We start from the raw sequence: 24,118 nt of genomic DNA, 5'->3' as shown, positions 1-24,118 counted from the left end.
GGGCTTCGTCGTGTCCGGGCTACCGGCCCCGGCGCGTCGACAGCCGGTACTCGCCGACCGGGCCCCGCGCGGACGCGGCAGGCGAGTGCGGCGGCCGGGCGTACCGGTAGCGGCGCAGGACCTGCCGCCAGGCGCGAGCGGCAACGGGGAACGGACGGTGAGCCATGCCGGACAGGATGGCAGACGATCACCCGGGGTCCGGCCACTCCGTCAACACGGTGCCGGTCTCCTCGTCGGTGAGGGTGATGTGGGCGCCGGCCCGGCCGTACGCGCCGACCCAGGAAGCGAACTTCCGACGCGCCACATCCTCGTCCTCCCACCAGCCGTGCATCGTCGGCCGACCGTCGAGGAGGAGGACGAGGTGATACCGCTCCGGGGGCACGTCACCAGGATGACCCGCCCGCCGTGCCCTCGCCGCTCGGCACGCGGACGATGGGCGCATGGCCACCGACCGCCCCGTGATCGTGTACCCGCCCGACGAGCAGGGCGGCCGCCGGGTGCGGGTCGACGGGGCGATTCTGGGGCTGGCGTACGGCGTGCAGGACGTGGCGGCGTTGATGCAGGAGGCCGGCCTGCAGAGCTTCGACGAGATGGACGTGGTGCGCAGCGCGCTGATCGAGTGGCGCGGCGGCGGACCCAACGTCTGGACGCACTGACCGGGCGGGCGTACCGTCGACGAACCACAAAGGGGGGCACCCGATGTGGACGGCGGCCCACTGATCTCTCGCACCCCTGTGATCAGCGGGCCGCCCCCGTGTTCAGGCCGCGATGACGCCGCTCTCGGCCCAGATCTTGCCGCAGCCGGTGCAGTGCGCGACTGGCGTCCGGCCTTCCCCGCCGTGCACGTCGACCGCGCCGCCGCAGTCCGGGCACGGTGTCGACAGCGTCCGCTGCTGCGCCGCGATGTCCAGCGCGCGTTCGACCCGGGCCGCGGCGCCGACGGCGACGTTCCCGATCCGCTGCTCTTCGTCTTCGGTGAGGCGCCGGCACGGGCCCGGTGCGCGTTCGATCCGGGCGAGGAGCCACAGCGCGGCGTGCGATGCGGTCCGTCGGCCGGTGTACCGCCAGCGCCGCGGGTCGACCAGGTCGGCGTGGGCCAGCTGGGCCTGACGCTTGCGGTCCTCGAAGGCGAGGTGGGCCTGCCGCCGGGTGGTGTAGGTGTCTGCGTGGCGGGCGCTCGGCATGGCCATGGGCGCGCGCTGCACCCGATCGGCGATGTCGTCGGCGCAGTGGACGAGGGCGGCTTCGACGGCGCGCATGGTGTCGAGGATGTGGAGGCGGACGGGGACGGGGCGTTCGCCGAGCTGGATCGGGTCGCGCTCGAGCGACCGGAGGTGCGCGGCGTGGTTGCGGTCGTAGTTGAACTCGTCGCGGTCGGCCTGGTCGAGGCGGGCGAGGTAGCCGCGGAGGCCGAGACCGAAGGCGCCGACGACGGCGGGTTGTCCGGCGGCTTCGTGGAGGTCGGTCCAGTGGAGGGCGATCGAGCGGAGGTGGGTGGAGGTGGTGGTCATCGCGGGCTCCGTGGTGCTGGTGGGGCGGGTACGGTGAACATCACCGGATGGGGCGTGCCTGGCCTGGGGAGGTCGAGAGGCACGCCCCTTCGTCGTGCTCAGCGGCTGCGGGCGATCTCGCAACGTCCGGTCTCGGTGTGCTGCTCGGCGCAGGCCGGACCGCACTGTTCGGCGAGATCGGCCGTCCAGGAGGCGATCCGCTCGTACTTGGCCTCGGTGCTGTGGCCGTCCCACTGGGCCCGTGAATCCTCGACGTCGACGCGTTCGACGTGGGCGAAGAGTTCGGCGTCGCGCGGGCTGATGTGCCAGCTGGCCTGGTGACCGCCGAGCTGGAGGTAGACGATCTGCCAGCCGGGCTCTTCGACATCGCGGGCGTAGGAGATCACGGCGTCGTCGGTGAGGGCGGCGAGGAGCGCGACGAGGTGGGCGCGTTCACGGTAGGCGCCGTCGCGCTCGGCCTCCACGGCCTTGATCTTCTTGGTGAGGCGTTCGCCGACGCGGGCGGCGGTCGCGTTCACGGCGCTCTGGACGGTGCTGCGGTTGGGGCGCTGGGGCATGGTCACTTCTCCGTGGTCTGGTGGGTGATTCGCAGCGACGGCCGCTTCCCGGCGGGCCGCTCGGCGGCGACCGTGTATCCGGCGGTCCGGAGCGCGGTGGCGTACTGGTCGAGGTGGGCCTGCTCGTCAGGTCCGTCGTGCCAGATGCGGGCGGTCTTGGGGCTGGCCTGGGAGACGCGGTGGCCGGGCCGCCAGGCGGGCCCGGTGGTGGAGTTGATGTGGCCGCGGGCGGTGAGCTTGCGGGCGACCTCGGAGGCGAAGACGCGGCAGTGCATGGGCTACTCCGTGGGGGTGGCGGGCGACTGGATGGCGTTGTGCAGCTCGGCGAGGCGGGCGTCCCACCAGCGGGCGAGGGGCGCGCCGAGGGGCGGCGGTCCGGCGGCGACCCACTGCTCGTGGAGGGTGATGACGCGGGTGACGGTGTCCTCGGCGGACCGGTGGAGGCCGGAGAGGACGCGGGCGGTCGTCTCCAGCTCGGCCGCTTCCGGGGTCCCGTCCACGCGCTCGTACGTCTCGGCGAGCACGTCCTCGGCAATCGGGTAGTACTCGCCCTTCACGCCACGCACGATGTGCTGCCCGGTGTAGACGAGGATCCAGGTGGAGTGGAGCTTGTCGTACACCGTGGCCGTGGCCTCGGGATCGTCGGAGTTCTCCCGGTCGGCGTCGTCCAGGGCGTGGAAGTTGTTGCTGGTGAAGGCGATCAGTTCGGCCTCGTTGTCACCGGTCCACTGGATGGTGTCGACCTCGACGGGCCGCTTGCGGTATCGGGTGATGGTCATCGGTTCCTCCGTGCTGCGCGCGCCATGGCACGCCGGGCCTTCCGGTTCGGTCGGGGGTCGGGTGCGTCGTCGTCCACCAGCTGCTCGACGCGCACCAGCTCGGTCTGCCAGGTGACGCCCGGCCGGGGCGCGCGCTCCGGCCGGGGGCTGGACGACGGGCCGGTCATGCTGGACTCCGTGGCTGCTGGTCGGGGGTGAGGAGGGCCGCATCCGATGCGGCGGCGTCGTGGAGGCGTTCATGGAGATCGGCTCGCCGGTCACCCGCGCCCTGGGTCGACGCGGCGGCCCACAGGAGGAAGCCGGCGCCGACGAGCCCGGGTACGGCGAGCCAGGGATGCCAGGTGAGGGAGTAGCCGGCGGATGCGGCGGACAAGAACGCGCCGGCCTGGCAGGCGCGGGCGGTACGGCGGGCGGGTCTCATAGGTAACTCCCGGTGGGGACGTTGTGGGCGGTCCAGAGCGCATACCGGCTCGCGCCCTGGTCTTGCTGGTCTCGGAGTTCGGCTTGTCGGAGGGCGAAGGGGCTGGGTGGCCGGTCGAGGTCTTCGTCGTCGGCGGGTTGAATGTCGTCGTTCCAGTCGGGGTCGCAGTCGAGGGCGAGCTGCTCGACAGTCACGGCTTCCCGCCGTTGAGCCGGGCCCGGATCCATTCGGCGTCGGCGTCAGCAACGTGCGCGCCAGCCGACCGCTCGACGTACAGGCGGATCGGCTGCCCGTCCCCGTCTCGCTCGGGGCCCACGCGGACGTGCCAGGGCTGGGAGCCGCTGTCGGCGGGGGTGTGGCCGTCGGGGCAGTGCTCGCAGTCTCCCGCCGGGGCGGGGTCGGGGTCGGGGTCGTCCCAGACGATGGCGGTGTGGCCGCCGTGCCCGTGGACGGCTTCGGCATGGGCGACGTCGTCCCAGAAGACGGTGGAAGGCCGGTCGCCCGCCCAGCGGATGGACACGGTGCCGTCGGGCCACAGGACGCCGTTGGCGACGCGGCCGGTGCCGGACACGCCGGTGACGTCGTGGGTGCGCTGGAGGTGGAAGCGGCGGGACTCGGTCATCGGTCGTCTCCGATCGGCTGGAGGTCGAGGATGCCGGTGCACTTGCGGTGGGCGATGTAGCGGCTGTACGGCTGCTCGCACTTGAAGCAGCCGGGGCCTTCGAGGGTGAGGAGGTTCTCGTGGTCGAGGAGTTCGGCGTCTGGGGTCTCGCCGCGGTTGAGGCGGCGGATCGTGTCGTCGCTGACGCGGTGCATGGTGAGGACGGTCCAGAGGTGTTCTCCGGGGCCGGGGTCGGCGAGTTGGGCGTGGATCTTGGGAACGGGGACTTGGGTCATGGGTGGTGCCTTCTGGGGTGGGGCCCCGACCGTGTGGGCCGGGGCGGTGGTCAGGCGGCTTCGTCGTAGTCGGGGTTGCGGGCGTAGCGGCGTGCGGCGGCGCGGGTGCGGGCCCAGGACGGGCGGCGGGTGCGTGCGGTGAGGGCGCGCCAGGCCGCGCGGGCGGCCAGGTACAGGCCGACGGCGAGGGCTTCGAGGGCGAGCACGAAGGCGGTGGCGATGAGGGCGAGCCAGATGAGGAGGGCGGCGCCGAGGGACCAGAGGGCGTCGAGGGCGTCGGCGATGATCACGACGGCTGCGCCCCGTTCTTCGGCGTCCCGCAGATACCGCAGATGAAGTAGCCCAGGGGCTCGTCCATGTGGCCGCGGGCCATCACCGAGTTGCACACGTGGTCCGCCCCGTCCTGCCGCGCCCCGGCGGCGGCCCGGTCGGCGGGCGCGGGCAGCGGGCGCGTCGCTTCCGCCAGGAGGTTCCTCGTGCCGCATCCGGGCTCGCAGGGCACGACACGGTGGCAGCCCTCGGCGTCCTTGCAGACGGGCCCGGCGCTCGTGTCGGTGTCGTGGCGGGTGGTCGCGGGCAGCACGGCCAGCACCGCGTCGGCGAGCTTCGGTACCCACTCCTGAGTGTCCGGCGTGCTGTCGAGGAGGAACGCGAGGTCGTCGAGGCCGAAGTCGTCGAAGGGGAACTCTCGGATGACGTCGGCGATGCGGTCGCGGAGTCCGACCTGGTCGGCGGGCGCGACCCCGCCGACCGGGCACTCCGGGTGCGGATGGACTTCCTCGCCCTGCTCCTCGTAGCAGAAGCCGCAGGCAAGCAGGCGGGCGGGGAGGTCGACGTTGGCTGCGGCCCGGCGTTCCAGCTCGGCGAGCGCACCCTTCGTGCCGGGGTAGCCCTTGGCAGTCACGAAGTTCCGCAGGTGCTCGGTCGGCAGCTCGACCTCGCACGTGATCCCGCAGTGCGTGTGATCGCCTCGGTCGTGGTCGCGTTCGGTCTCCTCGCGGTCGGCGCGCTCCTCGTCGGTCTCGGTGGCCGCCGGGCTGGCGTCCACGTGGCGCGCTTCAGCGCCAGCTCGGCGGCGCAGGTCGGTGGCGACCTGTGCGGCGGCGAGGGCGGTCTTGCCCTGCTGGGCGTACCAGTCAGCGGCTTCGAGGAGTGCGCCCCGGGCGGCGAGGTAGGTCCGGAAGCTCTCGACGACGCGGCGGTCGCCGTCGGTCAGCTTGTGGTTCGGGTTGTTGCCGCAGGCGGGTCCGGTCATGGTCTTCTCCAGGTGGGTAGGGTTCGGGCACCGGCCGCCCGCGCACTTCGACTGCGCGGGCGGCCGGCCTGCTGCTCACGCCGTGGGGGCGTCGAGAGCACGGATCGTGGGGCAGGGCCAGGGCTCGGGCGCCATGCCGGTGCTGTAGCAGCGGGCCGCGCAGGTGCCGTTGGCCCTGCGCGTGTGGAGGGCGCGGACGCGGGCAACCGGATCGCCGCCGGGTCCTGCCAGGTCCGCGCGCAGCACCGTCGCGCGCTCCGGGTCCAGCTCCAGCCAGTACGGCTCACCATCCGGCCCGGACAGCAGCACCGTCACCGTGTCGTCGTCGCCCCAGAGGACGTCGTTCAGCCCCCAGCGCAGCGGTGTCGGGTCGGGCGCGTCGGCAACGGACGCGGTGGGGGTGCACATGGCGGCGATCTCGTCTCGGCTGAAGCCGTCCCGGGCGAGGCTGGCGACCATCTCGTTCTGCCGGCCGGTCACTGCTGCGCCTCGGCCGCCGGCGCGGCGTGGACCGGGCAGAAGTCGTCGCCGTCGGCCGTGTGCTCCCAGCCCTCGTTCTCGACGAGGTGCTTCCGGGCGACGCCGAGCCGCTCCCGGCTGGTCATGCCCTCGCGCACCAGGTACTCGCCGGTGTTCTGCACGCCGCAGTGGTCGCAGTAGACGGTGATCCGGGTCGGGTATCGGGGGTCGTCCATGTCGCGGACGATCGCGTTGACGGTGTCGGGGTCGAGCGGCTGGGGCGTGGTCTGGTGGGGCATGACGGTCCTCTCGGGTTCGGGTGGTGGTGTCGGCCTGCGGTCAGACGTGGCCGAACTCGATGTCCGCCAGCTCGGCGCGCGCCTCAGCGACAGTGGTCCGGCTCATCGCCAGGTCGTAGATCAGGCCGACGGCGTGGTACTCGCCGCTGTCGGTGGCGTCGCGCAGCCTGGACGCGATCTCGCTGATCAGGTCGAAGACGTCGCTGTCGGAGTCGGCCGGCTCGCCCTCGGCGTCGTCCTCCCGGTCAGCCCCGGCCTCGTTGATCGCGTCGCCGATGCCCTCGACGAGATCGGTCCGCATCTCCTCGGGCATGCTCGGCTCGAACGCGAAGTGGATCCGGGCGATCGGCCGGCCCGCGTTGAGGGTGATCTCGTGCTCGGTGGAGGGCTCCAGGCCGTCGGCGCCGAGGTTGACGGCCCACTCGGACACGTCGGCCGCGCCACGGATCAGGGCGTGGATCTTCCGCTGCGCCTCGTCGTAGGCGGCGTAGTCCTCGTCGTCCCCGGTCTCGTCCTCGACGACGAGGAGCTGCTTCCAGGTGCGTCCGCTGCCGTCCTCGGTCGTCTCGACGGACGGCACCCAGGCCGCTTCCATCTGCTCCCCGACGCCCATGAAGTCCGGGTCCTCGGTGAGGGTGGCGTGCTGGCGGGCCGCTTCGGCGCGGAGGTCGGTGTCGGTGTACGGGCGTTCGGTCACTGGGTGCTCCTGTGGGTGGCGTGTTGGGTGGTGGTCGGGTTTGCGCGGTAGGGATCGTTTTCGCGCGGGGTGGCTGGTATCCGGATGGGCGGTCAGGCGGCGCCGTGGTGTTCGTCCGTCCCGTGTCCGTGTCCGTGGTCGGGCCGGTCGGGGTGGCTGCCGGTGGCGGGGTCGCATCCGAGGTGGGTGTCGTATCCGCGGTTGGCCCAGTCGGGGTTCATGGGGCGGTCGCAGATGGTGCAAAGCGGGCCTGTGTTGCCCTGCTCCCCGGGGTCCCCCTCCGTACCTCCCCCCGTCCTAGAGACGGGGCGGGGGGAGGGAGGTGGGGAAGGGACGTCCCCCGGGGGTCCCCCGGGAGTTGGGGGGAGGTTTGACCTGCGGGTTTTTTCGAACTCCCCCGAACTCCCCCCTTGATCGTGGGGGAGGTGGCTTCCAAGATCGCGGGGGAGGTCTGGGGGGAGGTCATTCGGGGGTGAATCGGACACCTGCAGAGGAGTGATGTCGTTCATGTCCAGGTCTGCCCCAGAGTGGGCGCCCGAATTGACATCCCCCGTCCCGGTACGCGCCTCGTCGAAGGAGTTCCGCTGCTTCCGGATGCGGACAGCTTCCTCGATCTTGTCCTTCCGCATTTGGATCTTGTAGTCCGCGCACCACTTGATGACGCGGGGGCTGCCCCACTTCAGGGGGATGTCGGCCTTGTCGAGGACTCGGACGAGCCACTCGGGCGTGCCCTTCACCTCGTCGGCCGGCCGGTGGTCGAGGGACTCCAGCACCACGGAGGTGACCGGGCGGCCGTCGGGCTTGGCCTCGCCGTCGAGGGTGATGACCTTCAGCCCGAACTGGATGTCGCCGGACTCCTCGTCGTCCTTCTGCTTGCCGACCTTGACGGTGACGACGATGTTCTTGGCGTTGTCGCCCTTCTTCGACACGTGCAGTTCGGACTGGAGGGCGCCCTTCGCTGAGGAGGAGCCTCGGCCGTGCTCGCCGATGTGGCCGGTGTGGTGGATGACGAGGACGCATGCCTGAGTGGCGCGGCGCAGTTCCTCGATGCGCTCGACGACGACACCGAGTTCCTTCGCGGAGTTCTCCTCGACGCCGACGGAGATCCGGGCCTGGGTGTCGATGACGATCATCTGCGGCTGGAGGCGGCCCATCGCCTCGATGAGGGTGTCCCACTCGGGGCTCATCGCCTGCACGGGGCGGGGCAGGAAGAGGACGTTGTCCATCTTCAGGCCGTAGTGCTTCTCCCAGGCGCGGACGCGTTTGCGGATGCCGCGGGCGCCCTCGGCGACGAGGTAGACGACGGTGCCCTGGCGGACGTAGTGGCCGTGCCACTTCATGCCGGTGCCGACGTGCCCGGCGAGGTCGATGGTGACGAAGGACTTCATGTGCCCGGAGGGGCCGACGATCCGGGCGAGGGAGTCCAGGTGGAGGAGGTCGCCGACGAGGGGCTCCAGCGTCGGCATGTTGTCGAGGCTGGACGCGTCGAGGAGTTCGGCGAGGAGCGCGTCGGCGGGGTCGCCGGAGCGGCCGGCGGCGCGTTCGGACTGCCGCTTGAGGTAGTCGTCGATGAAGGTGACGGCGCGGCCCGGCTCGGCGTCGGGTGCGGTGGCCTGCTGGACGATGCGGCGGCCGAGTTCGGCTTCGGAGCGGAGGTCGGCGCGGCGGCGGACTTCTTGGGCGTAGTAGTCGGGGTCGCCGCCGTAGTTGCCGAGCTGGGCGACGTAGGAGAGGCCGCCTGCGCGGCGGAGTTCCTTGCGCTTCTCCAGTTCGATGCGCAGGGCGATGGGGTTGACGGGCTCGCCCTGGTCGTAGAGGTGGCCGAGGACGTCCCAGATGAGTTCGTGGGCGGGCAGGGCGAAGTCGGTGCGGTTGAGGATGCCGCGGATGGTGGGGATCTGCTTGGGCTGGTGCATGCAGCCACCGAGGACGTACCGCTCAGCGTCGTACTGTTCGGGGCCGTCCTCGTCCGCCGACTGGTGCGGAATGTGGCGGACGTTGTCCACGGGCACGGGGCGGTCTCCTCAGAAGAGCGTGGTCGGTTCGGTGGTGCAGCGGTGCGTGGTGAGGTGCTGGTGGGGGCAGTCCGGCGGGTGCCGTCCGTGGGTCCAGCGCAGGCGCGGGGCCCGGTGGGGGCCGCGGGGCAGGCACCAGACGAGGCTGTCCGGGCTCCGGTCCTTGAGCGCTTCCGTGTACGGGAGGCGGGCGTCGGCCGGCGGGAGAGTGACGGTGGCCTTGATGGCGGCGACGTCTCCGACCCACTGGCTGAGGAGGGGCTGGCCGCAGCTGGGGCAGCGGGTGCCGGTGGTGGTGCTGCCCCGGCTGCGGCTGGCCATCAGGCTGCGGTCCCGTTCATGACCGTGGTGTCGATCTGCTCGCCGACCGCCTGGACGACGTCGGCGAAGGCGGTCTTGCGGATCTCGTCGGGCCGCTCCAGCTTGTAGCCGAGGCGGAGGCCGTTCTGGCCGATGCGGTAGCGGAGGCGGGCGGTGAGCTTGTAGCCCTCGCTGCCTTCGAACGGCACGAGGCCGATGACGAAGGTCTCGGGGACGGTGAGCTGGCCCTTCTGCCCGGCCTTGGTGGTGGCGGTCTCGACGTACTGGAACTGCCGCTGCCCGGAGGAGAGCCGGGTGGCGGACTGGAAGTCGACCTTCTGCGCGGCCTGGAAGGACTGGGCGATCTCCAGCATGTCCGCGGCGGACGGCTCCAGCAGCTCGGGCAGGTGGTCCTCCAAGAACTCGGCGAACGCTTCCTGGTCGAGGAGCTGGCCGTCGTTGCGGGTCCACTGCTGCCAGGCGGTGGTCTCGCGGAGGGCGAGGTGGAGGCGGTGGCCTCCCCAGCGGGCGCCGTCGGCGGTGTGGGCGTCGAGGACGGCGGTGACGGTGAGGCGCTCGTTATCGGCGTAGACCTCGGAGTTGTCGTCGTGGTGCTTGTCCCAGTAGGTGAGGAAGGACTGGGCGTCGCGGACGGTGGTGGTGCCGAACTTCCGTGCGACGGTGCCGGTGTGCTCGGGGCCGGTGAGGTCGACCTCCTTGATGCCGGTCTGGGTGTGGAAGGCGTAGTACTTGCCGGGCTCCAGTTCGGCGGGCGGGGCGGTGCGCAGGGCGGTGTCGACGATGGTCTGCGCTTCGCCGTTGGTGGAGGCGAGTTCGGTGTAGGTCACGGGTCATGCCTTCTTGTAGTTGGTGGTGGTGTCGGCGGTGCGGAACTCGGTGGTGCCGTCGGTGTTGCGGTACACGCCGGCGGACATCTGACGGGGGTCCTCGCGGACGGGCAGGCCCTCGTCGTCGAGGAAGTAGAGGGACTTGGGCTGGGTGGGCTTGGGGGCCTTGATGGTGGACTCGACGCCGATGGGGAGCGGGGCGGAGTCGACGCCGTTGGCCGGGGGCTCAACAACGATCTTGATCGTCAGTTCGCCCTTCTTGCCGTGGGCGCGGACGGCGTCGAGGAGGGTGTGGAACTCGGTGGAGAGTTCCTCGTCGGTGCGGCCGTTGAGGTGGGAGGCGAGGAAGGCGGCGACGGGGGCCTGCTGGATCTCGCCGGTCTCGGTGTTCGCGGTCATCGCTGGGTGGTGCCCTTCTGGTTGGCCGAGCAGGTGGCCCGGTGGTCGGTGATGGGGTTGGCGCGGACGAAGTCGCGGACCTTGTCGCGGCCGGTGATGCGGCGGAAGGTGCCGCATGCGGTGCAGAGGAAGTCGGCGATCGGAGTCTGGCCGCGGTCGGTGCGGCGGACTTGGAGGCCGCCGACCCAGCCGGTCATGCCGCCGCCCGGGTGCGGCGCCGCTTGAGGCCCTGCGGCTTCTCGTCGGGGTCGTCGATGTCGTCCCAGGCGAGCGCCGTCACCCAGCCGTTGCGCAGGGCGATAGTCCGGGTCCGCTTCGACGGGCCCTGCTTCAGCGCGCGCTCGCGGAAGATCCGTTCGACCGCTTCGGCCTGCTCGCGGGGGATCCGCTTGCGGCGGCCGACGACGATCTCCGTGACCTGGGTGCCGCGGATCCCGGCCTCCGCGGCAACGTGCGCCATGGGCCAGCCCATGACGGCGAGGGCTTCGAGGCGCCGCCGGGTGCCGATCGCGGGGACTCGTTTCGGTGCGTCGTCGGGGCGGAGGGCGAGGATCGCGCGGGCGGTGCGCTGGTGGACGGTGGCGACTTCGCCGTGGAGGACGTTGTGGATCGTGCGGCGGTCGACGCCGGCGGTGTCGGCGATCTCGGGGTTGGTCCAGCCGTGCTTCTTCAGGGTGTGGATGTGCTGGAGGACGGGGCGGGTGGGGACGCAGCCGGGGATGCCCTGGTGCCGACGGTTCCGGGCGGCCTTCTCGCGGCGGGCGGTGTAGGTGGACATCAGGCGGCCACCTCCACCGCGGGCGCCGTGTGCCGCTCGATGTCCTCGCCCGTGATGGCCTCGACGAGGGCGGTGACGATGACCTCGGCGCAGTTCGGGGTGACCGCGTTGCCGTACTGGCGGACCTTCTCCCGCTTGTTGCCGAGGACGACGTAGCTGTCGGCGAACGACATGGCCCGGCCGATTTCGTGCGGCTCCAACATCCTGAACAGGACGTCCTGGACGTCGACCTGGCCCTGGACGAGCGCGTACCGGTCGCGGGTCGACAGGGTGCCGACCGGTTCCCGGACCGTGCGCGCGGTGCCGTTGCCGTAGTAGGGGACCAGGAGGTGGTCCCAGGTGACGAGGGACTGGTGGCCGGCCGCCGTCAGCGTGCGGGCGGGCTCGTCGATGCCGGTGCAGAGCTGGCCAGGGTTGCCGCGCGGAGTGTTGTTCCGCATCAGGAAGGCCGGGGCGACGAGGCCGTGGTGGTTGCCGGACGCGGTGACGGTGGCGAGGGAGTCGGACACCGGGCGAGCGACCGAGCCGCCGCCGCGTAGCTCGGCGATGAACGGCAGCCACGCCAGCCCGGTCTCGTTCCGTGCGGTCTGCGTGCGCAGCGGGGCGTGTGCGGAGCCAGGTTCCTTCCCGTCCCGGCCTTCGACCGGGATCAGGAGCGGCGGCACGGCCAGCGCGTCGTTCTCGCGGGTGGTGCGTGTCGGCATCGGCTCGACTGCGGGCGTGGCGTCGTTGCGCCAGGTCCCGCCGGCGGGGACGACGAGGGGCTGCGCGAACTTCTTCAGCCCCGCCTCGATGCGGGCGAGGGTCTTCGGCGCGAGGGGGTGGAAGCCGAGGGACTTCGTCTTGGCCTTGTCCGAGAAGAACTCCTTGAGCGGCTTGTCACCGATGCGCTGGCCCGGCAGTGACCAGTCGATGGCGACGGCGGCGGGGAGAGTCGCAGGTTCCAGCACCCGGTTGCGGCAGTTGGTATTGGGGCAGCGGTAGACGTACTGCTGGCGGTAGCGGCCCATGTCGCGGCCCGGCGTCTTGAACCGCTGGACGGCCTGCACCCACTGGTCGCAGTCGGGGCACCAGGCGCGCGGGCGGAGCCACTTGTCCCAGTCCGGGGTCCGGGCCAGGGACTCGTGCCAGTAGGCGACGTACAGGCGGTCGCGGGACTGCGGCGCCTTGTGCACGGTCCGAGGGTCGGCGTGCATGGAGTTGAGAGCGATGACTCGGGTGCGGTAGCCGAGCTTGTGCAGCTCGCCGAGCCACCGGTCCCACTGGTCCCAGGCGCGGACGTCGACGACGTTCTCGACGACGCCGGCCTTGACGAGGCCGCCGCGCTCCTGCACGCCGCGCAGGTACAGCGGCACCTCCTCCATCAGCGCGCGGGACCGCTCGACTTCCTCGGACGGGCCGAAGCCGTCGAAGAGGTCGCCCTGGAGGGAGGCGTCGAAGTCGCGCTTCTTGCCGCGGGCGTTGGACCACTGCGGGCACTCGGGGCTGGCCCAGAAGATGTCGGTCACAGGCCACCGGTGCACGGGGGCCTCGCGGATGTCGCCGCGGTAGTGGTCGACGTCGGGGAAGTTCGTGGCGTGGGACTCGATCGCCCGCTCCCAGTGGTTCGCCGCGCGGGTCATGCGGACGCCGGGGATGGAGTGCATGCCCTGGCTGGAGCCCCCGGCGCCGCAGAACCAGTCCATAACCGTGAGGGCGTCGTTGTCGTGGCGGTAGGTCATCGGGCCTGCACCGCCTCGCGGTCGGGCCACTGCACGCCGGCCAGTGCCGCACGGTGCCCGTCCGGGACCTCGGCGAGGGGGGTGCCGAGCCACTCCATGCCCATGGCGCGGAGGATCAGCGCGTCGGCTTCGTCGTCGGACTCGAGGATCGCTCCGTACCGGCGCTGCGCCGACTCGAGCACGGCGGCCTTCCTCGAGGCTCCGCTTCCCGTGGCGTACTTCGCTCGAGCAGTGGGCGAGACGACGGCGACAGGGATGTCTCGCTCGAGCAGCGCGGACACGATCCGCCACCACAGGCCGCCGCGGTCCCACGTGCTTCCGCCTGGCGTGGTGTAGGCGACGGGACCTTCGACGCAGGCGAGATCGACGTGGCCGACTTCGGTGAGCACGGTGTCGGTGATGTGCTTCATCCGGGCGTTGCGCTGGACGATGGTGTCCTTGCGGCGGCCGGTGGTGGGAACTCGAGTTGTGCCGCCGAGGGTGGCCACCCCTGTTCCGGTGAGGCTGATGTCGAGTCCGGCGACTCGGTAGCGGGGCCGGGGCCCGGCCGCCGCGGGGGCGGCCTGGGCCTCGACATCGAACAGAGTGGTCACTGGTCTCCCTCCGCAGCAGCGATGGCGAGCGGGTCGGGGCTGGGGTTGTGGCAGTCCATGCAGATCAGCTCCCGCGTCACGTGAGTGCGGGCGTGGACGGTCACCCGGCGCTCGGTGCGGCACAGGGCTGCGGTCCGGTCGAGGGCCGGGCCGAGCAGCACCGGCGGTTCCGGCTTGCGGTGGCGGCCGTGGGGCCGGACGGACCGGGCGATGAGGGTGAGGCCGACGGCGACGGTGGTGCCTGCGCCGGTCATGGCGGCGGCGAACTGGCTCACGGCGCCTCACCCCCGCGCTGCGCCGGGATGAACGGCCACTCGGTGCGCACCCCGTCCGCCCACGACTCCTTGCCGGGCGTCCGCCGGAAGTACGCGGCGAGGGAACGGCCCTGCGCCTCAGCCCACTTGATCTGGGCCTGGTGCAGGTCGTCGAGGCTCATCGCGCCGAGCTGCTGCACCGTCGTACCCAGCCGCCACGCCACTCGGCACGCGGCGATCGCGTCGGCGTCCGCCGAGTGCGCTTCGCCGAGCGGCACCTGGTAGTGGTCGCACAGGTCGGACAGGGTGCGGCGGCCCTTGCGGCGGCTGACCTGCTTGTCGAGGACGCGCGGGTCGACGACGCGGAGGTCGCCGCCGACGATGTCCACGAGCGGTTGCACGCCGTGGCGGCGGGCCTCCCGGTCGACGATGGTCAGGTCGAACGAAGCGTTCATCGCGACCACCGGCAGCCCGGCGAGGACGCTCTCCGCGAGCGCGGCGATCAGCTGCTCGACGACCCCGGCCGCCGGCCGCCCCTCCGCGCGGGCCCGCTCGGTGGTGATGCCGTGGACCTTCGCGGCGCCCTCGGGGATCTCGATGCCCGGGTCGGCCAGCCAGGTGGCGGACTGCGTGGGGTTGCCGCCGCCGCACTGGACGACGCAGGCGGTGACGATGCGGTCCTGCTCGACGTCGACGCCGGTGGTCTCCAGGTCGAATCCGGCGAGGCGTCCCTCGAACCATGCGGCCATCAGAGGGCACCGCCCTTCAACGCGGTGAGGAACTCGTTCAGCTGGGCCACGGTGGCCGAGGACGGGTGGAGGCCGCTGTGCTGGCGGGCGAACGCGGTCTCGACCTGCTCGGTGGTCATGCCGCGCGGTCCGGCGGCGGCGATGATCTGGAACCAGACCTCCTGAGCGGCGGCTGGGTTAGGGACGTCATCGACGATCTCCACGTCGTGGACGTACTCGTCGATCTGGTCCTGACCGGCGTCGCCGTAGTCGGCCGGGTTGAGGACGCGCTGGGTGTCGTCCGGGTGCGGACCGGCGTCCTCGTCCGGGGCCTTCTTGGAGCGCAGATCCTCGCCGCGGGCCTTGAGCACCTTGGCGAGGTCGTCGTCCATGTGCTTGGCGTCGACAGCCTGCTTCCAGAGCTTGCCGACCTCCTCGGCCGTGGCAGCGACCGCGGCGAGTGCCGCGTAGTCCGGACGTCCCGAGGTGATTGCCACGCGCTCCGGACCGGACGCCATCGCCGCAACCTCGCCGCCGGTGATCTGTCCGGCCATCAACGCGGCCGGGGTGATCTCGACATCCAGCGTCGGGACCTTGAAGCGGGCCAACTGGTCCTTGACGATGGCCGTCTTCTCCTCCATCCCGAGCCACCCGGCGACGTACCCGCCGGCCTGCGACAGCAGCTCCGCGGCCGGGGGCAGGGTGACGGCGGCGTAGTAGCCCTTGGAGATGAGGAGCCACTGGCCGAGCGCGGGGACGTCGCGGAGCATGACGTTGACGCGGGTGGTCATGGCGCACTCGCGGTCGTCCGGATCGCACATACACGGCCGGTCGGACTTCTGCTCGGTGACGCCGTCGCAGCGGCGCTGGCACTTCGATCCGGCGTACAGCTCGTACCACTGCGACACCGCGTCCTTCGGCGGGATCAGCACGGGCAGCCGGTTGGCCTGCGAGTAGACCTCGAACTCGGCGGGGCCGCCGTTGGCCGGGGTCCAGGGCTTGACCTCTCCGCCGTACAGCTTGGCGACCTCGGTGAGGATCTCGCGGGAGGGGCTGGTGAAGCGGAACTTGTCGAGCTTGGCGGGGCGGGTCTTCCCGTTGCGGGTGGGGACGACGTGGCCGAGGCGGATCTCGCCGAGCTGCCGCATGCGGCGCTGAAGATCAAGGATGGGCATCAGGCGGCCCTCTCTTCGCTGGTGGTGACGGGCAGGGTGAGGGCGGGACGGATGACCGTCTTCGACAGGCCGGACGTCCACTCGGCGTTCCGCTTGACGGTCAGGAAGGCGTCGAACACGGCGTCGTCGGCGACCGCGGGAATGAGCCGGTAGCCCTCCGGCCGCAGGTGCAGGACCACGCCGGACCAGAACGTGTCGGGCATCGGGACCTTCGTGCCGTCCTTCAGCCAGGCGACCTTGGCCTTGCGGTAGGCGGCCATCTGCAGCGACGCCTCCGGGTAGACGCCCTTCACGTCGAGTTCGCCGCCGGTCTTCGTGTCGCCGCAGAACACCGTGTCCGCGGGGACCTCGGTGTCGAAGTAGTCGGCCAGGGCGGCGGCGATGAGCGGGGACCGCAGGAGGTAGTCGAGGGTGCCGGCGTAGCCCTGCGCTTCGTTGCCGACGACCATCTCGGAGGCCTCGAAGGTGACCTTCCAGTCCTCGACGAAGGTCAGGAAGTGGTCGAGGAACGGGGCCAGCTCCTCGTTGGTTAGCAGCTCGGCGGGCATCGGCTTGCCGAGAACGTGCGCTTCGATCAGCTTGTGGACGGCGGAGCCGACGTCCTTGCGCTCGTCCTTCTTGCGGGTGTGGGCGCGGCGCAGCCAGTCGTAGGCCTCGGTGCGCTGGTCCGGGTAGAGCGAGGAACTCACCAGGTAGGGGAGGTTCGCCATGGCGGTCTCGGCGGTGATGTTCCCGGCCCAGAAGGTGAGGGCGTCGCCCTTGCTGGTGCCCTGCTCCAGGATGGTGGTGACGCGGCGGAGCTTGAGGTCGGTGCCCTTGACGCGGTACCAGCCCTGGCTGGGCTTGGGGATGCGGTCGGTGCCGGTCGGTGCGCTCGCGGTCTTCCGCGGGCGGCGGCCGGCGGCCGGGGCCGAAGCCCCGACCGTCGTGCTCGTGCTCATGCGGTGCTGTCTCCGTTCAGGGAGGCGAGGGCGTCGGCCCACGCGGCGTCGTCGGGGTTCGGGCCCCAGACGTCGTCGCCGTAGGCGGCCTGTGCGCGGGCGGCGATCTCGCGGGCGGCGTCGGCGCCGCAGCGGATCTCGCCGCGTTCGATCTGGCCGAGGACGCGGGTGGTGTCGCTGGTCGGGGTGAGGGTCGGGTGGCTCACGGCTGGCCGTCCTCTCCGGTGGTCGTGCTGGTCAGGCGGTAGGTGGTGCGGCCTTCGGGGTCCTGGCTGACGGCCAGGCGCCCGGCGCGGGCCAAGCCGCGGAGGGTCTTCCGCGTGGTGTTGCGGCGGGCGGTGGGCCAGGGGCTGTCGGCCAGCAGCTGCTCGGCGAGTCCGGTGGTGACGGGGCGGCCGTGCTGCTGGACGGCGGCGTAGAGGTACTCGCGGCGGGTGGTGAGGTCAGCCACGGCGCGCCTCCTGGCGGGCCGCGGTCTCGTCGTCGGCGTGCTGCCACAGGAGCCGCCGGACCTCGCCCATGTCGGCGTCGTCAGGGCGGACGACCACCCGGAGCGTGCGGACCAGCTGCCGGAGCATGGCCAGTTCGCCGTCGTACGCCTCGGGAGTGGCGTCGGCCGTCGGGCGGCTGCTCTTCTCCCCGGGGGTGGCGGCGCGGGCGACTGAGGCCTCCAGCTGGAGGAAGCGGCGGATGGCGTCCTTGCTGACCGTCTTGTGCCTGGTGAGCCTCAGGCGGCTGTCGAGCTTCGCGGCCAGCTCGCTGATCACCTCGGCGCGGTCGGCGTTGAGGAGTCCCTCCGCCTCATCGTCCGGTCGCGAGGCGGGGCACACCGCGCGGCCGGTGAGGACGTTGAAGATGCCCTGACGGGCCGTGTGGGCGCTCATGCGGCGGCACCGCCTTCGCGGCGCTGAGCCGGAAGCGACACCGGAGCCTGCTGCCCACGGCACTCCCACAGCAGCGCCGCCAGCCGCTCCACCTGACCGTCGTAGACGCGCACCTCGTGCGCACCCACCGCCTCCAGGAACACGGACACCCGCTCGTCCAGCTCATGCCGGGCGTGCGAGTCCCGGCCGCCAGCCGCACCGGCCAGGTCCCAGATCTCCTCCAGCAAGGAGGCCAACGATCCGGGGTCTTCGGCGTGCATCTCGGCGAGGTCCAGGACAGCGGGGCGCAGGGCGTCAGTGAGGCTGAGGGCGGCGCCACCCGCGATGCGGGTCACCTGGATGTTGGTGGCTCCGGCGCGGACGGTGCCGAGGTTGTGGCGGCGGATAGTGGCGATGAATCGGGCGAGGCGCCCGGCGCGGATGAGCTTCACGACCGGCCTCCGTGGTGGCGGTGGAGCAGGTGAGAGAGGAGAGAGGGGAGGTCGCTCGCACAGAACGCGACCCAGATGAGACCGACGGCGGTCAGCCAGACGAGCCACTCGATGACGTTCACGACGGCTCACCCGCCTCGGCGTCCGGGCCCGGCGCGGTGTTGTGCGCGTGCTGCGCCTCGGCGATGACTCGCCAGGTGCCGCACCTCTTTTCCACAGCGGCCAGTGCCTCAGCCGGGGTGGCTCCAGGGGTGGCGATGGCGTGCTCCACCTCGGCCAGGAACTCGGCGAGATCCTCGGCGTCCATGAGCCGGGCCCACGGCAGCACCGACGGGTACGAGGAGCCCTCGGCGGGCTGCTGTGCGGCCTCCAGCTCGGTGATGCGAGCCCGCAGCTCGGCAACGAGGTTGCGCTGCCGGGTCATGGCGGCGTCGTCCTCGGCGTGCCAGCGGACCAGCTTGTTTCGCTCGGCCTCCAGCTCGGCGACCTTCGGACGCAGCGCCAGCAGTTCCGTCGCGTGAGCGTTGCGCTGATCCAGGAACGTCCGGCCGTGGGCCTGCGCGGTGTACAGCTCGGCCCGCAGCTCACGACGGCCACGCCTCGCCGACTCCAGCGCCAGCCGCACCCGCAGGAACGCCGACAGCTCCTGCATCGCGCTGTCCAACTCGGCCTCGGACACACCGGCACCGGTGTCGACCGAGATGCTGCCCTTGTAGCCCTGGCCCCGCATACCGGAGTACGCCTGCTCGGCCGCGTACACGGCGTCGTCGTAGTCGTCGGCCGTGACCTCACCAACGAGGTTGAAGGACCGCGGCCCTGCCTGCGGCTCCGGGCCCGCCGGCATCGGCAGCGCACCCAGCTCACGAACCGCAGCCTCACGCACCCACGCCTCATGCATCCGATCCCGGCACGGCACGCAGATCACCGGAGCCCCACGCCCACCCAGCCGCACGAACTGGTTGCCCGCGTCCGCCAACAGCGTCGGGCACGTAGCGCACCGCTCCGGCACGACGTACCGCTCCACCGGCCTCAGATACCAGACCTGCCCCGGCACGCCGTCCCACTCGAACGGCACCTTCACCAGACGGCCGTCATCCGAATGCGCGGACGGGGCCCGCTCGATCACCGGAGCCAGCAGCCCGAACGCCTCGGCCTCGCGCGGGTCACCGGCGAGCTGACCGGAGAGGATCCAAGTGTCCGTGTCCTCAGCGATCTCCCAGTGGTCCACCTGCGGCAGCCACGACGGGGCCGTGTCGAGGAGGGAGGCGAGGGCGGCCGCGATCGTCGAAGGGGCGCTCATGCCGCCACCGCCGCAGCGATCTCGTGGATGACGGACTCGGTCGACGGCAGGACCACGGTCACGTGCACCGGGATCTCCGGGAACTTCACCGGGGAGTCCGTCCACGTCTTCGTGTGCAGCGTCCACACCGTCTGTCCCGACGGCAGGTCCACCTTCGACACGGTGCCGCCCTGCACGAACAGCCACTCGGCCAGCACGTCGATGTCCGTCGCGGTCACCAGCACCGCGTCCGCCGTCGCCCGCACCGCGATGTGCCCGGAGGCCGGAAGACCGCGGTAGGCAACGGTGGTGTCGTAGTTGCTCTCGTTCCGCTCGCGAGCGGCCCACTGGTCGAGCACCGAAAGGTGCTGCACCTGTGGGGTCTGGAATGATGTGGTCACGGGGACCTCTCTTTCGTTCTGGTGATGGGGTCGCCGAGTCGTAGGGCTGCTCAGGCCGGCACAGTCGGAGCGGCCCTTCGGCGTTAGGTGGGTCAGGCGGCCTTCGCCGCCGGCGGCGTGGTCTGCCCCAGCACGACGGCCGAGGCGAACAGCGCCCGCAGATGCTCGATCTGCTCCGGGCGGAACCGCGGCGCCTCAGCGGCGCTCCGCTTCGCTTCCGCCGCCGCAGCCGGACCGAGACGCTCCTCGGCCTCCGCGATGGAGAACCGTGCGGCGCTCATCCGGCCACTGCCGCGAGGAGCTTCGGCTCGGCCGGCGCCTGCACGGTGCGGCCGGTGGGCTGCCACAGGACGAGGAGGTCTACTCCAAGCCGTTTGGCAATTGCCGCTGCTTCGTCCTGCTCGGCGGTCTCGCGCTCGCCGGTCCGCAGGTGTCCGATCTTGCTGGGGTGGCAGCCGGCCACCCGGGCCAGCTCGCGGACGCTGACGGAGCGGCCGTCGCCGGTGCGCTCCATGAGGCGGACCAGCAGGTCAGCGCTCACGAGGACCATGGGGTTCTGCTGAGGGCGCATGTGTATCACCTCCGTAGACGCTGTGTGCGTTTCCGTGAACAAGACCGACAGTACACGGCGGTAGACGTGGTGTCTACGGAAACGCACAAGCGTTGAGGGGGCGACTTTTTTGAGTCATCACGCCCTGGGGGGATAGCGCACACGGGGTGTGTGCGTAGACACTTTGTGCCGGGGGGCAAACGGTTGTGCCCGCTGACCTGGTATTTTCGCGGTGATCTCCAGGCGTAACGTAGACAACAGGCGTCACGGGGCGAATCGAGAGGGCACAATGCACGCCATGACGGAGCAAGGGCGGCGAACCGAGTTCAGCGACCTACTGCGGCAGCGCCGGGCTGACCTCGGCCTGAGCCTGCGGGAGATGGAGTTGCGCTCAGTCGACCCCGGCAGCGGTGCTCAGGCGAAGTTCGGGTGGCTGTCCAAGGTCGAAAACGGCAAGCCTGTCGACGCCCCTAAGGAAGAACTCCTCAAGGCTCTAGAGGCCGGCTACAGGATTCCGCTCGACGAACTCAGGGCGGCGGCGGCCGCGCAGTTCTTCGGTCTCGATGTCGCCGGGGCCTCCTCGGGTGTATGGAGCGGCGACCGCACGCTGAGGATCATCGTGGCGCACGCAGGGGAGATGACGGAGGAGGACCGCCAGGAACTGGCGGAGATCGCCGAAGTCATGGCCCGGAGGCGAGCGCAGCGTAACGGCCCTGGCCAGGGCAAGTCGGACGATTAGTACGACTTTCTATTACTCAGCGATTCACTCTGGTCACACTCTGATCGGTATGGCATCGTCGGTGATCCGCCTGGGGGGCGCATATTAGATCAGTCCGCACACGCGTTCGAACACCAGAACGAATGTGCCATGTGCGGATGTACCTGGGGAGGCAATGCGATGGCGGACGGGGAGCGCGAGGGCTCACGCGACGAGACGCCGGATGGACAGGACCTGCCCCGCGAGGAGCAGTCCGAACCCCAGCCGGACGCGGAATTCCGCATGGAGCTCGTCGACAGCCTGCCGGGGGGCCGGGCCGTCATGGGCGTCGAGCGCAAGGGGGAGTTCATGTGGCTCGCCGACCGACATCACGTCAGCACTCAGGCACGGGACGAACTCCTCGACCAGCTCGGCCGCATCGTCCGCGAGGGCTGGTGGGTGCAGAACTGGCCGGGCGCCAGCTGAGAGCACTGCATGAACGATCCATCAAAGCCGCAGGCTCGTAGCCTGCGGCTTTAATGGTTCCCTAGACCAATGTTGGACAAGCCGAACTCGAACTGGCCGCTGACCACGCCCGGCACGATCGCCGCGCCGCCCTGCGCGCTGGAGAAGGACAGCTTCAGGCCCTGCTTCTCGAAGAACCCCTTCTTCTGACCCAGGTACAGGGGCGCGACGTCGACGATGGGGATGAGGCCCACCTCGACCTCGGTGGTGCCCCCGGAGGAGCCGGACCCGTCCGACCCCCCGGAGTCGTCGGACGAACCGCACGCCGTCGCGGCGGCCAGGACGGACACGGCCGTGAGGCCGACGAACAGACGACGCATGACTCCCCCTGGAGGAACGTGCTCAGTGGACGTGCTCAGTGGGAACGTGCTCAGCGGGAACGTAGGGCCGGCGCTCAGTCGTGGTCAATGCTCTTGCCGAGATGGGCCGTTGAGGATTCAACCGAGGGTGTGCCGCCGCGGAGTCACAGGTCCAGCACCAGCCGCCGGCCGCGGCACCGCGACACACAGATGAGCATCGTCTCCCCGGCGGCCCGCTCCTCCTCGGTGAGCACCGAGTCCCGGTGGTCGGGAGCGCCCTCGACGACCTCCGTCTCGCAGGTCCCGCAGGTGCCCTCCGTGCAGGAGTAGAGCACCTCGACGCCTGCTCCACGGACCGCGTCCAGGACCGAGACACCGGGCGGCACGACCACCGTACGGCCGCTGCGGGCGAGGACGACCTCGAACTCCGCCTCCGCCCCCGCCGGGGCGTCCCCGTCGGCCTCCTTCGGGCGGAACCGCTCCACGCGCAGGCTCCCGGCCGGGCAGCGTGCCTCGACGGCGTCCAGCAGCGGGCCGGGCCCGCAGCAGTAGACGAGGGTGTCCGGGGACAGGTCGGCGAGCCCGGACGCGAGGTCGAGCAGCCCCGACTCGTCCTCCGGGACGAGCGTGACCCGGTCGCCGTACCGCGCCAACTCCTGCGTGAACGCCATCTGGGCCCGGGTCCGCCCGCCGTACAGCAGGGTCCACTCGGCGCCCGCCTCCTCGGCGGCGGCCAGCATCGGCAGGACGGGGGTGATGCCGATGCCGCCGGCGACGAATCGGTAGCGGGGCGCGGGCTCCAGCCGGAAGTTGGTGCGCGGGCCGCGCACCCGGACCGCGTCCCCGGCCCGCAACTCCCCGTGGACGTAGGCCGAGCCGCCCCGCCCGTCCTTCTCGCGCAGCACCGCGATCCGCCACTGCGCCCGGTCGGCCGGGTCGCCGCACAGCGAGTACTGCCGCTCCAGGCCCGGACCGAGGACCACGTCGACGTGGGCGCCGGGCTCCCAGGCCGGGAGCCGTTCGTCCAGCGGGTGGCGCAGGGTGAGGACGAGCACGCCGTCGGCCGCGGTCTCCCGGCGGGCGACGACGAGTTCGGCTTCGTACCGGGTCATGAACCGTCCCCGGGCAGGTCGTGTCCTCGCGGGTGGGCGAGCATCCAGTCCCACATCGCGACGGGGTCCTCGGCGGTGTGCTCGGCGCCGCAGTGGCAGGTGCCGCGCAGGACGTCGGTGCCGGGCAGCCAGTCGACGCGGTAGACCTCGCCGGTACGGCCGCTCACCGGGCCGCCCGCGGTCCGGCCCCGGCGCCCTCCTCGACCAGCCGGGCCAGGATGCGGCGCGCCGCCAGACCCCCGGTGTCGATGTTGATGCTCAGCTCCTGATAGCCGGTGCGCTCACTGCCGAGCGTGCGCTGCAGCAGGTTGAGCGCGTCGACGTCCTGCATGACGACCGTGCGGTTGTTCTTGTACAGGAACTCGGTGACCTCGGCGTCGTCCGTCGCCCAGTCCCGGGAGACCGCCCAGAAGTCGTACACCTTGCCGTCGCCCGACGGCGTGATGGCGTAGGTGATCTCGGTGTGGAAACCGTCCGGGTCGCTGCCGTCGGGCGCGGGCACCACACCGGTCGGGGCGACCCTGCTGTGCAGCAGGTACAGACAGGGCGCGTGGTACTCGATGTCCTGCCAGCGGTCGATGCGCCCGCCGATCCCCGTCGACCTGGCGTAGAACGGCGGGCACTCGGCGTCGTCCATGTGCCGGCTCACCCGGACGATCCCGGCGCCCTCGTCGACCTCGGTGGTGATCGGCGTCTCGGCGACCTCGGGCGTGCCGATGTAACCGCCGTGCAGATACGTCTCGTGGGACAGGTCGAGGAGGTTGTCGACCAGCAGCCCGTAGTCCGCGTCGATCGGCTCCATGCCCCGGACCGTGACCCAGCCCGGCGCGTCCAGGTGCCGGGCCCGCGGCACCGCCTCCGGATCGGCCAGCGCCGGGTCGCCGATCCACACCCACACCAGGGAGTCCCGCTCGGCCACCGGGTACGAGGCGACCCGGGCGGTGCGCGGGACCCGTTTCTGGCCCGGCACGTACACACAGGTGCCGGTCGTGTCGTACGTGAACCCGTGGTACCCGCACACGATCCGGTCCCCGTCCAGCCGCGTCGGCGCCTCGGACAGCGGATAGCGGCGGTGCACACAGCGGTCGTGCAGGACGACCGGGCTCCCGTCCTCCTCGGCGCGGTAGAGCACGAGCGGTTCCCCGAGAACCGTGCGGCCCAGCAACTCGCGCCCCACCTCGTGACTGTAGGCGGCGACGTACCACTGGTTCCTGGCGAAGGCGGTCATGTGCGGCATGCGCGGCTCCCGTCGTCCTCGACGTCGTGTGGTCACACCATCGCCACGCCGTCCCGCCCCGGCAACAGCACTTCCG

Annotated in this window: 43 protein-coding genes and 1 pseudogene; 3 read left to right on the top strand and 41 right to left on the bottom strand. The window is 71.3% G+C overall.

The window, feature by feature from the left end:
- Positions 1-19 precede the first annotated feature (19 nt).
- Both IE258_RS28260 and IE258_RS28255 read right to left on the bottom strand, forming a co-directional pair.
- The gene (locus IE258_RS28260; protein ID WP_189748023.1) at positions 20-166 is read right to left on the bottom strand and encodes a hypothetical protein; all 147 of its coding nucleotides are present in this window, start codon (positions 164-166) and stop codon (positions 20-22) included.
- A 21-nt stretch (positions 167-187) separates the two neighbouring features.
- Positions 188-382: a hypothetical protein gene (locus IE258_RS28255; protein WP_189748021.1), complete on the bottom strand. Its 195-nt coding sequence runs from the start codon at positions 380-382 to the stop codon at positions 188-190.
- Between the two features lie 58 nt (positions 383-440).
- On the opposite strand from IE258_RS28255, the gene IE258_RS28250 reads away from it, so the two are divergent.
- A complete protein-coding gene (locus IE258_RS28250) occupies positions 441-656 on the top strand; it encodes a hypothetical protein (RefSeq protein ID WP_189748019.1) in 216 nt (71 codons plus the stop codon).
- A gap of 102 nt (positions 657-758) precedes the next feature.
- Here IE258_RS28250 and IE258_RS28245 read toward each other — a convergent pair whose 3' ends face one another.
- The 35 genes from IE258_RS28245 to IE258_RS28080 form a co-directional block, all read right to left on the bottom strand.
- Positions 759-1,511 (bottom strand): hypothetical protein, encoded by a 753-nt coding sequence (locus tag IE258_RS28245; protein ID WP_189748017.1) that lies wholly within the window; start codon positions 1,509-1,511, stop codon positions 759-761.
- Positions 1,512-1,609: 98 nt separating this feature from the next.
- Positions 1,610-2,068, bottom strand: coding sequence for a WDGH domain-containing protein (locus IE258_RS28240; protein ID WP_229892477.1), 459 nt, complete (start codon positions 2,066-2,068; stop codon positions 1,610-1,612).
- Positions 2,069-2,070: 2 nt separating this feature from the next.
- Entirely contained in the window at positions 2,071-2,343 is a 273-nt protein-coding gene (locus tag IE258_RS28235) for a hypothetical protein (protein WP_189748012.1), read from the bottom strand.
- A gap of 3 nt (positions 2,344-2,346) precedes the next feature.
- Positions 2,347-2,847 carry a hypothetical protein gene (locus IE258_RS28230; protein WP_189748010.1) on the bottom strand — a complete coding sequence of 167 codons (501 nt, stop codon included), beginning with the start codon at positions 2,845-2,847 and terminating at the stop codon, positions 2,347-2,349.
- Positions 2,844-3,014: a hypothetical protein gene (locus tag IE258_RS28225; RefSeq protein WP_189748008.1), complete on the bottom strand. Its 171-nt coding sequence runs from the start codon at positions 3,012-3,014 to the stop codon at positions 2,844-2,846. Before IE258_RS28225 ends, IE258_RS28230 begins: the two co-directional genes overlap by 4 nt.
- On the bottom strand, positions 3,011-3,268 hold the full coding sequence (locus IE258_RS28220; RefSeq protein WP_189748006.1) for a hypothetical protein: 258 nt from the start codon (positions 3,266-3,268) through the stop codon (positions 3,011-3,013). The genes IE258_RS28225 and IE258_RS28220 overlap by 4 nt, the downstream gene beginning before the upstream one ends.
- Positions 3,265-3,462, bottom strand: a complete 198-nt coding sequence (locus IE258_RS28215) for a hypothetical protein (protein ID WP_189748003.1) — start codon at positions 3,460-3,462, stop codon at positions 3,265-3,267. The genes IE258_RS28220 and IE258_RS28215 overlap by 4 nt, the downstream gene beginning before the upstream one ends.
- Entirely contained in the window at positions 3,459-3,890 is a 432-nt protein-coding gene (locus IE258_RS41375; protein WP_229892475.1) for a hypothetical protein, read from the bottom strand. The genes IE258_RS28215 and IE258_RS41375 overlap by 4 nt, the downstream gene beginning before the upstream one ends.
- Positions 3,887-4,165, bottom strand: coding sequence for a hypothetical protein (locus IE258_RS28205; protein ID WP_189748002.1), 279 nt, complete (start codon positions 4,163-4,165; stop codon positions 3,887-3,889). The genes IE258_RS41375 and IE258_RS28205 overlap by 4 nt, the downstream gene beginning before the upstream one ends.
- A 50-nt stretch (positions 4,166-4,215) precedes the next feature.
- Positions 4,216-4,455, bottom strand: a complete 240-nt coding sequence (locus IE258_RS28200) for a hypothetical protein (protein WP_189747999.1) — start codon at positions 4,453-4,455, stop codon at positions 4,216-4,218.
- Entirely contained in the window at positions 4,452-5,420 is a 969-nt protein-coding gene (locus tag IE258_RS28195) for a hypothetical protein (protein ID WP_189747998.1), read from the bottom strand. Before IE258_RS28195 ends, IE258_RS28200 begins: the two co-directional genes overlap by 4 nt.
- A gap of 75 nt (positions 5,421-5,495) precedes the next feature.
- Positions 5,496-5,900, bottom strand: a complete 405-nt coding sequence (locus IE258_RS28190; protein ID WP_189747996.1) for a hypothetical protein — start codon at positions 5,898-5,900, stop codon at positions 5,496-5,498.
- Positions 5,897-6,178, bottom strand: a complete 282-nt coding sequence (locus IE258_RS28185; RefSeq protein ID WP_189747993.1) for a hypothetical protein — start codon at positions 6,176-6,178, stop codon at positions 5,897-5,899. The genes IE258_RS28190 and IE258_RS28185 overlap by 4 nt, the downstream gene beginning before the upstream one ends.
- A 40-nt stretch (positions 6,179-6,218) precedes the next feature.
- Positions 6,219-6,875: a hypothetical protein gene (locus IE258_RS28180; protein ID WP_189747991.1), complete on the bottom strand. Its 657-nt coding sequence runs from the start codon at positions 6,873-6,875 to the stop codon at positions 6,219-6,221.
- A 92-nt stretch (positions 6,876-6,967) separates the two neighbouring features.
- Positions 6,968-8,887 carry an AAA family ATPase gene (locus IE258_RS28175; RefSeq protein WP_189747989.1) on the bottom strand — a complete coding sequence of 640 codons (1,920 nt, stop codon included), beginning with the start codon at positions 8,885-8,887 and terminating at the stop codon, positions 6,968-6,970.
- A gap of 12 nt (positions 8,888-8,899) precedes the next feature.
- The gene (locus IE258_RS28170; RefSeq protein WP_229892473.1) at positions 8,900-9,211 is read right to left on the bottom strand and encodes a hypothetical protein; all 312 of its coding nucleotides are present in this window, start codon (positions 9,209-9,211) and stop codon (positions 8,900-8,902) included.
- On the bottom strand, positions 9,211-10,038 hold the full coding sequence (locus IE258_RS28165; protein ID WP_189747987.1) for a DUF2303 family protein: 828 nt from the start codon (positions 10,036-10,038) through the stop codon (positions 9,211-9,213). The genes IE258_RS28170 and IE258_RS28165 overlap by 1 nt, the downstream gene beginning before the upstream one ends.
- Positions 10,039-10,041: 3 nt before the next feature.
- On the bottom strand, positions 10,042-10,437 hold the full coding sequence (locus IE258_RS28160) for a YfdP family phage-associated protein (protein WP_189747985.1): 396 nt from the start codon (positions 10,435-10,437) through the stop codon (positions 10,042-10,044).
- Positions 10,434-10,634 carry a transcription factor WhiB gene (locus IE258_RS28155; RefSeq protein WP_189747983.1) on the bottom strand — a complete coding sequence of 67 codons (201 nt, stop codon included), beginning with the start codon at positions 10,632-10,634 and terminating at the stop codon, positions 10,434-10,436. The genes IE258_RS28160 and IE258_RS28155 overlap by 4 nt, the downstream gene beginning before the upstream one ends.
- Complete coding sequence (locus IE258_RS28150) at positions 10,631-11,215, bottom strand: hypothetical protein (RefSeq protein ID WP_189747980.1); 585 nt, start codon at positions 11,213-11,215, stop codon at positions 10,631-10,633. Before IE258_RS28150 ends, IE258_RS28155 begins: the two co-directional genes overlap by 4 nt.
- On the bottom strand, positions 11,215-12,936 hold the full coding sequence (locus IE258_RS28145) for a DNA cytosine methyltransferase (RefSeq protein ID WP_189747978.1): 1,722 nt from the start codon (positions 12,934-12,936) through the stop codon (positions 11,215-11,217). Before IE258_RS28145 ends, IE258_RS28150 begins: the two co-directional genes overlap by 1 nt.
- Positions 12,933-13,529: a hypothetical protein gene (locus IE258_RS28140; RefSeq protein ID WP_189747976.1), complete on the bottom strand. Its 597-nt coding sequence runs from the start codon at positions 13,527-13,529 to the stop codon at positions 12,933-12,935. Before IE258_RS28140 ends, IE258_RS28145 begins: the two co-directional genes overlap by 4 nt.
- The gene (locus IE258_RS28135) at positions 13,526-13,804 is read right to left on the bottom strand and encodes a hypothetical protein (protein ID WP_189747974.1); all 279 of its coding nucleotides are present in this window, start codon (positions 13,802-13,804) and stop codon (positions 13,526-13,528) included. The genes IE258_RS28140 and IE258_RS28135 overlap by 4 nt, the downstream gene beginning before the upstream one ends.
- On the bottom strand, positions 13,801-14,532 hold the full coding sequence (locus IE258_RS28130) for an exonuclease domain-containing protein (protein ID WP_189747972.1): 732 nt from the start codon (positions 14,530-14,532) through the stop codon (positions 13,801-13,803). Before IE258_RS28130 ends, IE258_RS28135 begins: the two co-directional genes overlap by 4 nt.
- Entirely contained in the window at positions 14,532-15,686 is a 1,155-nt protein-coding gene (locus IE258_RS28125; RefSeq protein ID WP_189747970.1) for a recombination directionality factor, read from the bottom strand. Before IE258_RS28125 ends, IE258_RS28130 begins: the two co-directional genes overlap by 1 nt.
- Positions 15,686-16,627, bottom strand: a complete 942-nt coding sequence (locus IE258_RS28120) for a hypothetical protein (RefSeq protein ID WP_189747968.1) — start codon at positions 16,625-16,627, stop codon at positions 15,686-15,688. Before IE258_RS28120 ends, IE258_RS28125 begins: the two co-directional genes overlap by 1 nt.
- Positions 16,624-16,833, bottom strand: a complete 210-nt coding sequence (locus IE258_RS28115; RefSeq protein ID WP_189747966.1) for a hypothetical protein — start codon at positions 16,831-16,833, stop codon at positions 16,624-16,626. Before IE258_RS28115 ends, IE258_RS28120 begins: the two co-directional genes overlap by 4 nt.
- Positions 16,830-17,078, bottom strand: coding sequence for a hypothetical protein (locus tag IE258_RS28110; RefSeq protein ID WP_189747964.1), 249 nt, complete (start codon positions 17,076-17,078; stop codon positions 16,830-16,832). The genes IE258_RS28115 and IE258_RS28110 overlap by 4 nt, the downstream gene beginning before the upstream one ends.
- Positions 17,071-17,511 carry a hypothetical protein gene (locus tag IE258_RS28105; protein WP_189747962.1) on the bottom strand — a complete coding sequence of 147 codons (441 nt, stop codon included), beginning with the start codon at positions 17,509-17,511 and terminating at the stop codon, positions 17,071-17,073. Before IE258_RS28105 ends, IE258_RS28110 begins: the two co-directional genes overlap by 8 nt.
- A complete protein-coding gene (locus IE258_RS28100) occupies positions 17,508-17,942 on the bottom strand; it encodes a hypothetical protein (protein ID WP_189747960.1) in 435 nt (144 codons plus the stop codon). Before IE258_RS28100 ends, IE258_RS28105 begins: the two co-directional genes overlap by 4 nt.
- Complete coding sequence (locus IE258_RS41775) at positions 17,939-18,064, bottom strand: hypothetical protein (RefSeq protein ID WP_268256346.1); 126 nt, start codon at positions 18,062-18,064, stop codon at positions 17,939-17,941. Before IE258_RS41775 ends, IE258_RS28100 begins: the two co-directional genes overlap by 4 nt.
- Entirely contained in the window at positions 18,061-19,242 is a 1,182-nt protein-coding gene (locus IE258_RS28095; RefSeq protein ID WP_189747958.1) for a hypothetical protein, read from the bottom strand. The genes IE258_RS41775 and IE258_RS28095 overlap by 4 nt, the downstream gene beginning before the upstream one ends.
- On the bottom strand, positions 19,239-19,622 hold the full coding sequence (locus IE258_RS28090; protein WP_189747956.1) for a hypothetical protein: 384 nt from the start codon (positions 19,620-19,622) through the stop codon (positions 19,239-19,241). The genes IE258_RS28095 and IE258_RS28090 overlap by 4 nt, the downstream gene beginning before the upstream one ends.
- Before the next feature lie 92 nt (positions 19,623-19,714).
- Positions 19,715-19,903, bottom strand: coding sequence for a hypothetical protein (locus IE258_RS28085; RefSeq protein ID WP_189747955.1), 189 nt, complete (start codon positions 19,901-19,903; stop codon positions 19,715-19,717).
- Positions 19,900-20,193, bottom strand: a complete 294-nt coding sequence (locus IE258_RS28080) for a helix-turn-helix domain-containing protein (RefSeq protein ID WP_189747953.1) — start codon at positions 20,191-20,193, stop codon at positions 19,900-19,902. Before IE258_RS28080 ends, IE258_RS28085 begins: the two co-directional genes overlap by 4 nt.
- A 277-nt stretch (positions 20,194-20,470) precedes the next feature.
- Here IE258_RS28080 and IE258_RS28075 point away from each other — a divergent pair, with 277 nt between their 5' ends.
- Both IE258_RS28075 and IE258_RS28070 read left to right on the top strand, forming a co-directional pair.
- A complete protein-coding gene (locus IE258_RS28075) occupies positions 20,471-20,911 on the top strand; it encodes a helix-turn-helix domain-containing protein (RefSeq protein ID WP_229892471.1) in 441 nt (146 codons plus the stop codon).
- A gap of 159 nt (positions 20,912-21,070) precedes the next feature.
- Positions 21,071-21,355: a hypothetical protein gene (locus tag IE258_RS28070; RefSeq protein WP_189747949.1), complete on the top strand. Its 285-nt coding sequence runs from the start codon at positions 21,071-21,073 to the stop codon at positions 21,353-21,355.
- 68 nt (positions 21,356-21,423) lie between these two features.
- Here IE258_RS28070 and IE258_RS28065 read toward each other — a convergent pair.
- The 4 genes and pseudogenes from IE258_RS28065 to IE258_RS28050 all read right to left on the bottom strand — a co-directional run.
- Positions 21,424-21,714: pseudogene (locus IE258_RS28065) on the bottom strand (ABC transporter substrate-binding protein); the annotation flags it as partial.
- Positions 21,715-21,857: 143 nt separating this feature from the next.
- A complete protein-coding gene (locus IE258_RS28060) occupies positions 21,858-22,805 on the bottom strand; it encodes a PDR/VanB family oxidoreductase (RefSeq protein ID WP_189747945.1) in 948 nt (315 codons plus the stop codon).
- Positions 22,802-22,972, bottom strand: coding sequence for a hypothetical protein (locus IE258_RS28055; protein WP_109028635.1), 171 nt, complete (start codon positions 22,970-22,972; stop codon positions 22,802-22,804). Before IE258_RS28055 ends, IE258_RS28060 begins: the two co-directional genes overlap by 4 nt.
- Entirely contained in the window at positions 22,969-24,042 is a 1,074-nt protein-coding gene (locus tag IE258_RS28050) for a Rieske 2Fe-2S domain-containing protein (protein ID WP_189747943.1), read from the bottom strand. The genes IE258_RS28055 and IE258_RS28050 overlap by 4 nt, the downstream gene beginning before the upstream one ends.
- Positions 24,043-24,118: the final 76 nt, after the last annotated feature.

This window comes from Streptomyces tendae (assembly GCF_014650435.1).
GTDB classification, from domain to species: domain Bacteria; phylum Actinomycetota; class Actinomycetes; order Streptomycetales; family Streptomycetaceae; genus Streptomyces; species Streptomyces tendae.
This window is presented reverse-complemented; position numbering and strand designations above follow the sequence as displayed.

Coding starts and splice junctions, on each gene's coding strand:
- IE258_RS28260 (WP_189748023.1), bottom strand. CDS start 166: ATGGCTCACCGTCCGTTCCCCGTTGCCGCTCGCGCCTGGCGGCAGGTC.
- IE258_RS28250 (WP_189748019.1), top strand. CDS start 441: ATGGCCACCGACCGCCCCGTGATCGTGTACCCGCCCGACGAGCAGGGC.
- IE258_RS28245 (WP_189748017.1), bottom strand. CDS start 1,511: ATGACCACCACCTCCACCCACCTCCGCTCGATCGCCCTCCACTGGACC.
- IE258_RS28240 (WP_229892477.1), bottom strand. CDS start 2,068: ATGCCCCAGCGCCCCAACCGCAGCACCGTCCAGAGCGCCGTGAACGCG.
- IE258_RS28235 (WP_189748012.1), bottom strand. CDS start 2,343: ATGCACTGCCGCGTCTTCGCCTCCGAGGTCGCCCGCAAGCTCACCGCC.
- IE258_RS28230 (WP_189748010.1), bottom strand. CDS start 2,847: ATGACCATCACCCGATACCGCAAGCGGCCCGTCGAGGTCGACACCATC.
- IE258_RS28225 (WP_189748008.1), bottom strand. CDS start 3,014: ATGACCGGCCCGTCGTCCAGCCCCCGGCCGGAGCGCGCGCCCCGGCCG.
- IE258_RS28220 (WP_189748006.1), bottom strand. CDS start 3,268: ATGAGACCCGCCCGCCGTACCGCCCGCGCCTGCCAGGCCGGCGCGTTC.
- IE258_RS41375 (WP_229892475.1), bottom strand. CDS start 3,890: ATGACCGAGTCCCGCCGCTTCCACCTCCAGCGCACCCACGACGTCACC.
- IE258_RS28205 (WP_189748002.1), bottom strand. CDS start 4,165: ATGACCCAAGTCCCCGTTCCCAAGATCCACGCCCAACTCGCCGACCCC.
- IE258_RS28195 (WP_189747998.1), bottom strand. CDS start 5,420: ATGACCGGACCCGCCTGCGGCAACAACCCGAACCACAAGCTGACCGAC.
- IE258_RS28185 (WP_189747993.1), bottom strand. CDS start 6,178: ATGCCCCACCAGACCACGCCCCAGCCGCTCGACCCCGACACCGTCAAC.
- IE258_RS28170 (WP_229892473.1), bottom strand. CDS start 9,211: ATGGCCAGCCGCAGCCGGGGCAGCACCACCACCGGCACCCGCTGCCCC.
- IE258_RS28160 (WP_189747985.1), bottom strand. CDS start 10,437: ATGACCGCGAACACCGAGACCGGCGAGATCCAGCAGGCCCCCGTCGCC.
- IE258_RS28155 (WP_189747983.1), bottom strand. CDS start 10,634: ATGACCGGCTGGGTCGGCGGCCTCCAAGTCCGCCGCACCGACCGCGGC.
- IE258_RS28150 (WP_189747980.1), bottom strand. CDS start 11,215: ATGTCCACCTACACCGCCCGCCGCGAGAAGGCCGCCCGGAACCGTCGG.
- IE258_RS28145 (WP_189747978.1), bottom strand. CDS start 12,936: ATGACCTACCGCCACGACAACGACGCCCTCACGGTTATGGACTGGTTC.
- IE258_RS28130 (WP_189747972.1), bottom strand. CDS start 14,532: ATGGCCGCATGGTTCGAGGGACGCCTCGCCGGATTCGACCTGGAGACC.
- IE258_RS28125 (WP_189747970.1), bottom strand. CDS start 15,686: ATGCCCATCCTTGATCTTCAGCGCCGCATGCGGCAGCTCGGCGAGATC.
- IE258_RS28120 (WP_189747968.1), bottom strand. CDS start 16,627: ATGAGCACGAGCACGACGGTCGGGGCTTCGGCCCCGGCCGCCGGCCGC.
- IE258_RS28105 (WP_189747962.1), bottom strand. CDS start 17,511: ATGAGCGCCCACACGGCCCGTCAGGGCATCTTCAACGTCCTCACCGGC.
- IE258_RS28095 (WP_189747958.1), bottom strand. CDS start 19,242: ATGAGCGCCCCTTCGACGATCGCGGCCGCCCTCGCCTCCCTCCTCGAC.
- IE258_RS28085 (WP_189747955.1), bottom strand. CDS start 19,903: ATGAGCGCCGCACGGTTCTCCATCGCGGAGGCCGAGGAGCGTCTCGGT.
- IE258_RS28080 (WP_189747953.1), bottom strand. CDS start 20,193: ATGCGCCCTCAGCAGAACCCCATGGTCCTCGTGAGCGCTGACCTGCTG.
- IE258_RS28075 (WP_229892471.1), top strand. CDS start 20,471: ATGACGGAGCAAGGGCGGCGAACCGAGTTCAGCGACCTACTGCGGCAG.
- IE258_RS28070 (WP_189747949.1), top strand. CDS start 21,071: ATGGCGGACGGGGAGCGCGAGGGCTCACGCGACGAGACGCCGGATGGA.
- IE258_RS28060 (WP_189747945.1), bottom strand. CDS start 22,805: ATGACCCGGTACGAAGCCGAACTCGTCGTCGCCCGCCGGGAGACCGCG.
- IE258_RS28050 (WP_189747943.1), bottom strand. CDS start 24,042: ATGCCGCACATGACCGCCTTCGCCAGGAACCAGTGGTACGTCGCCGCC.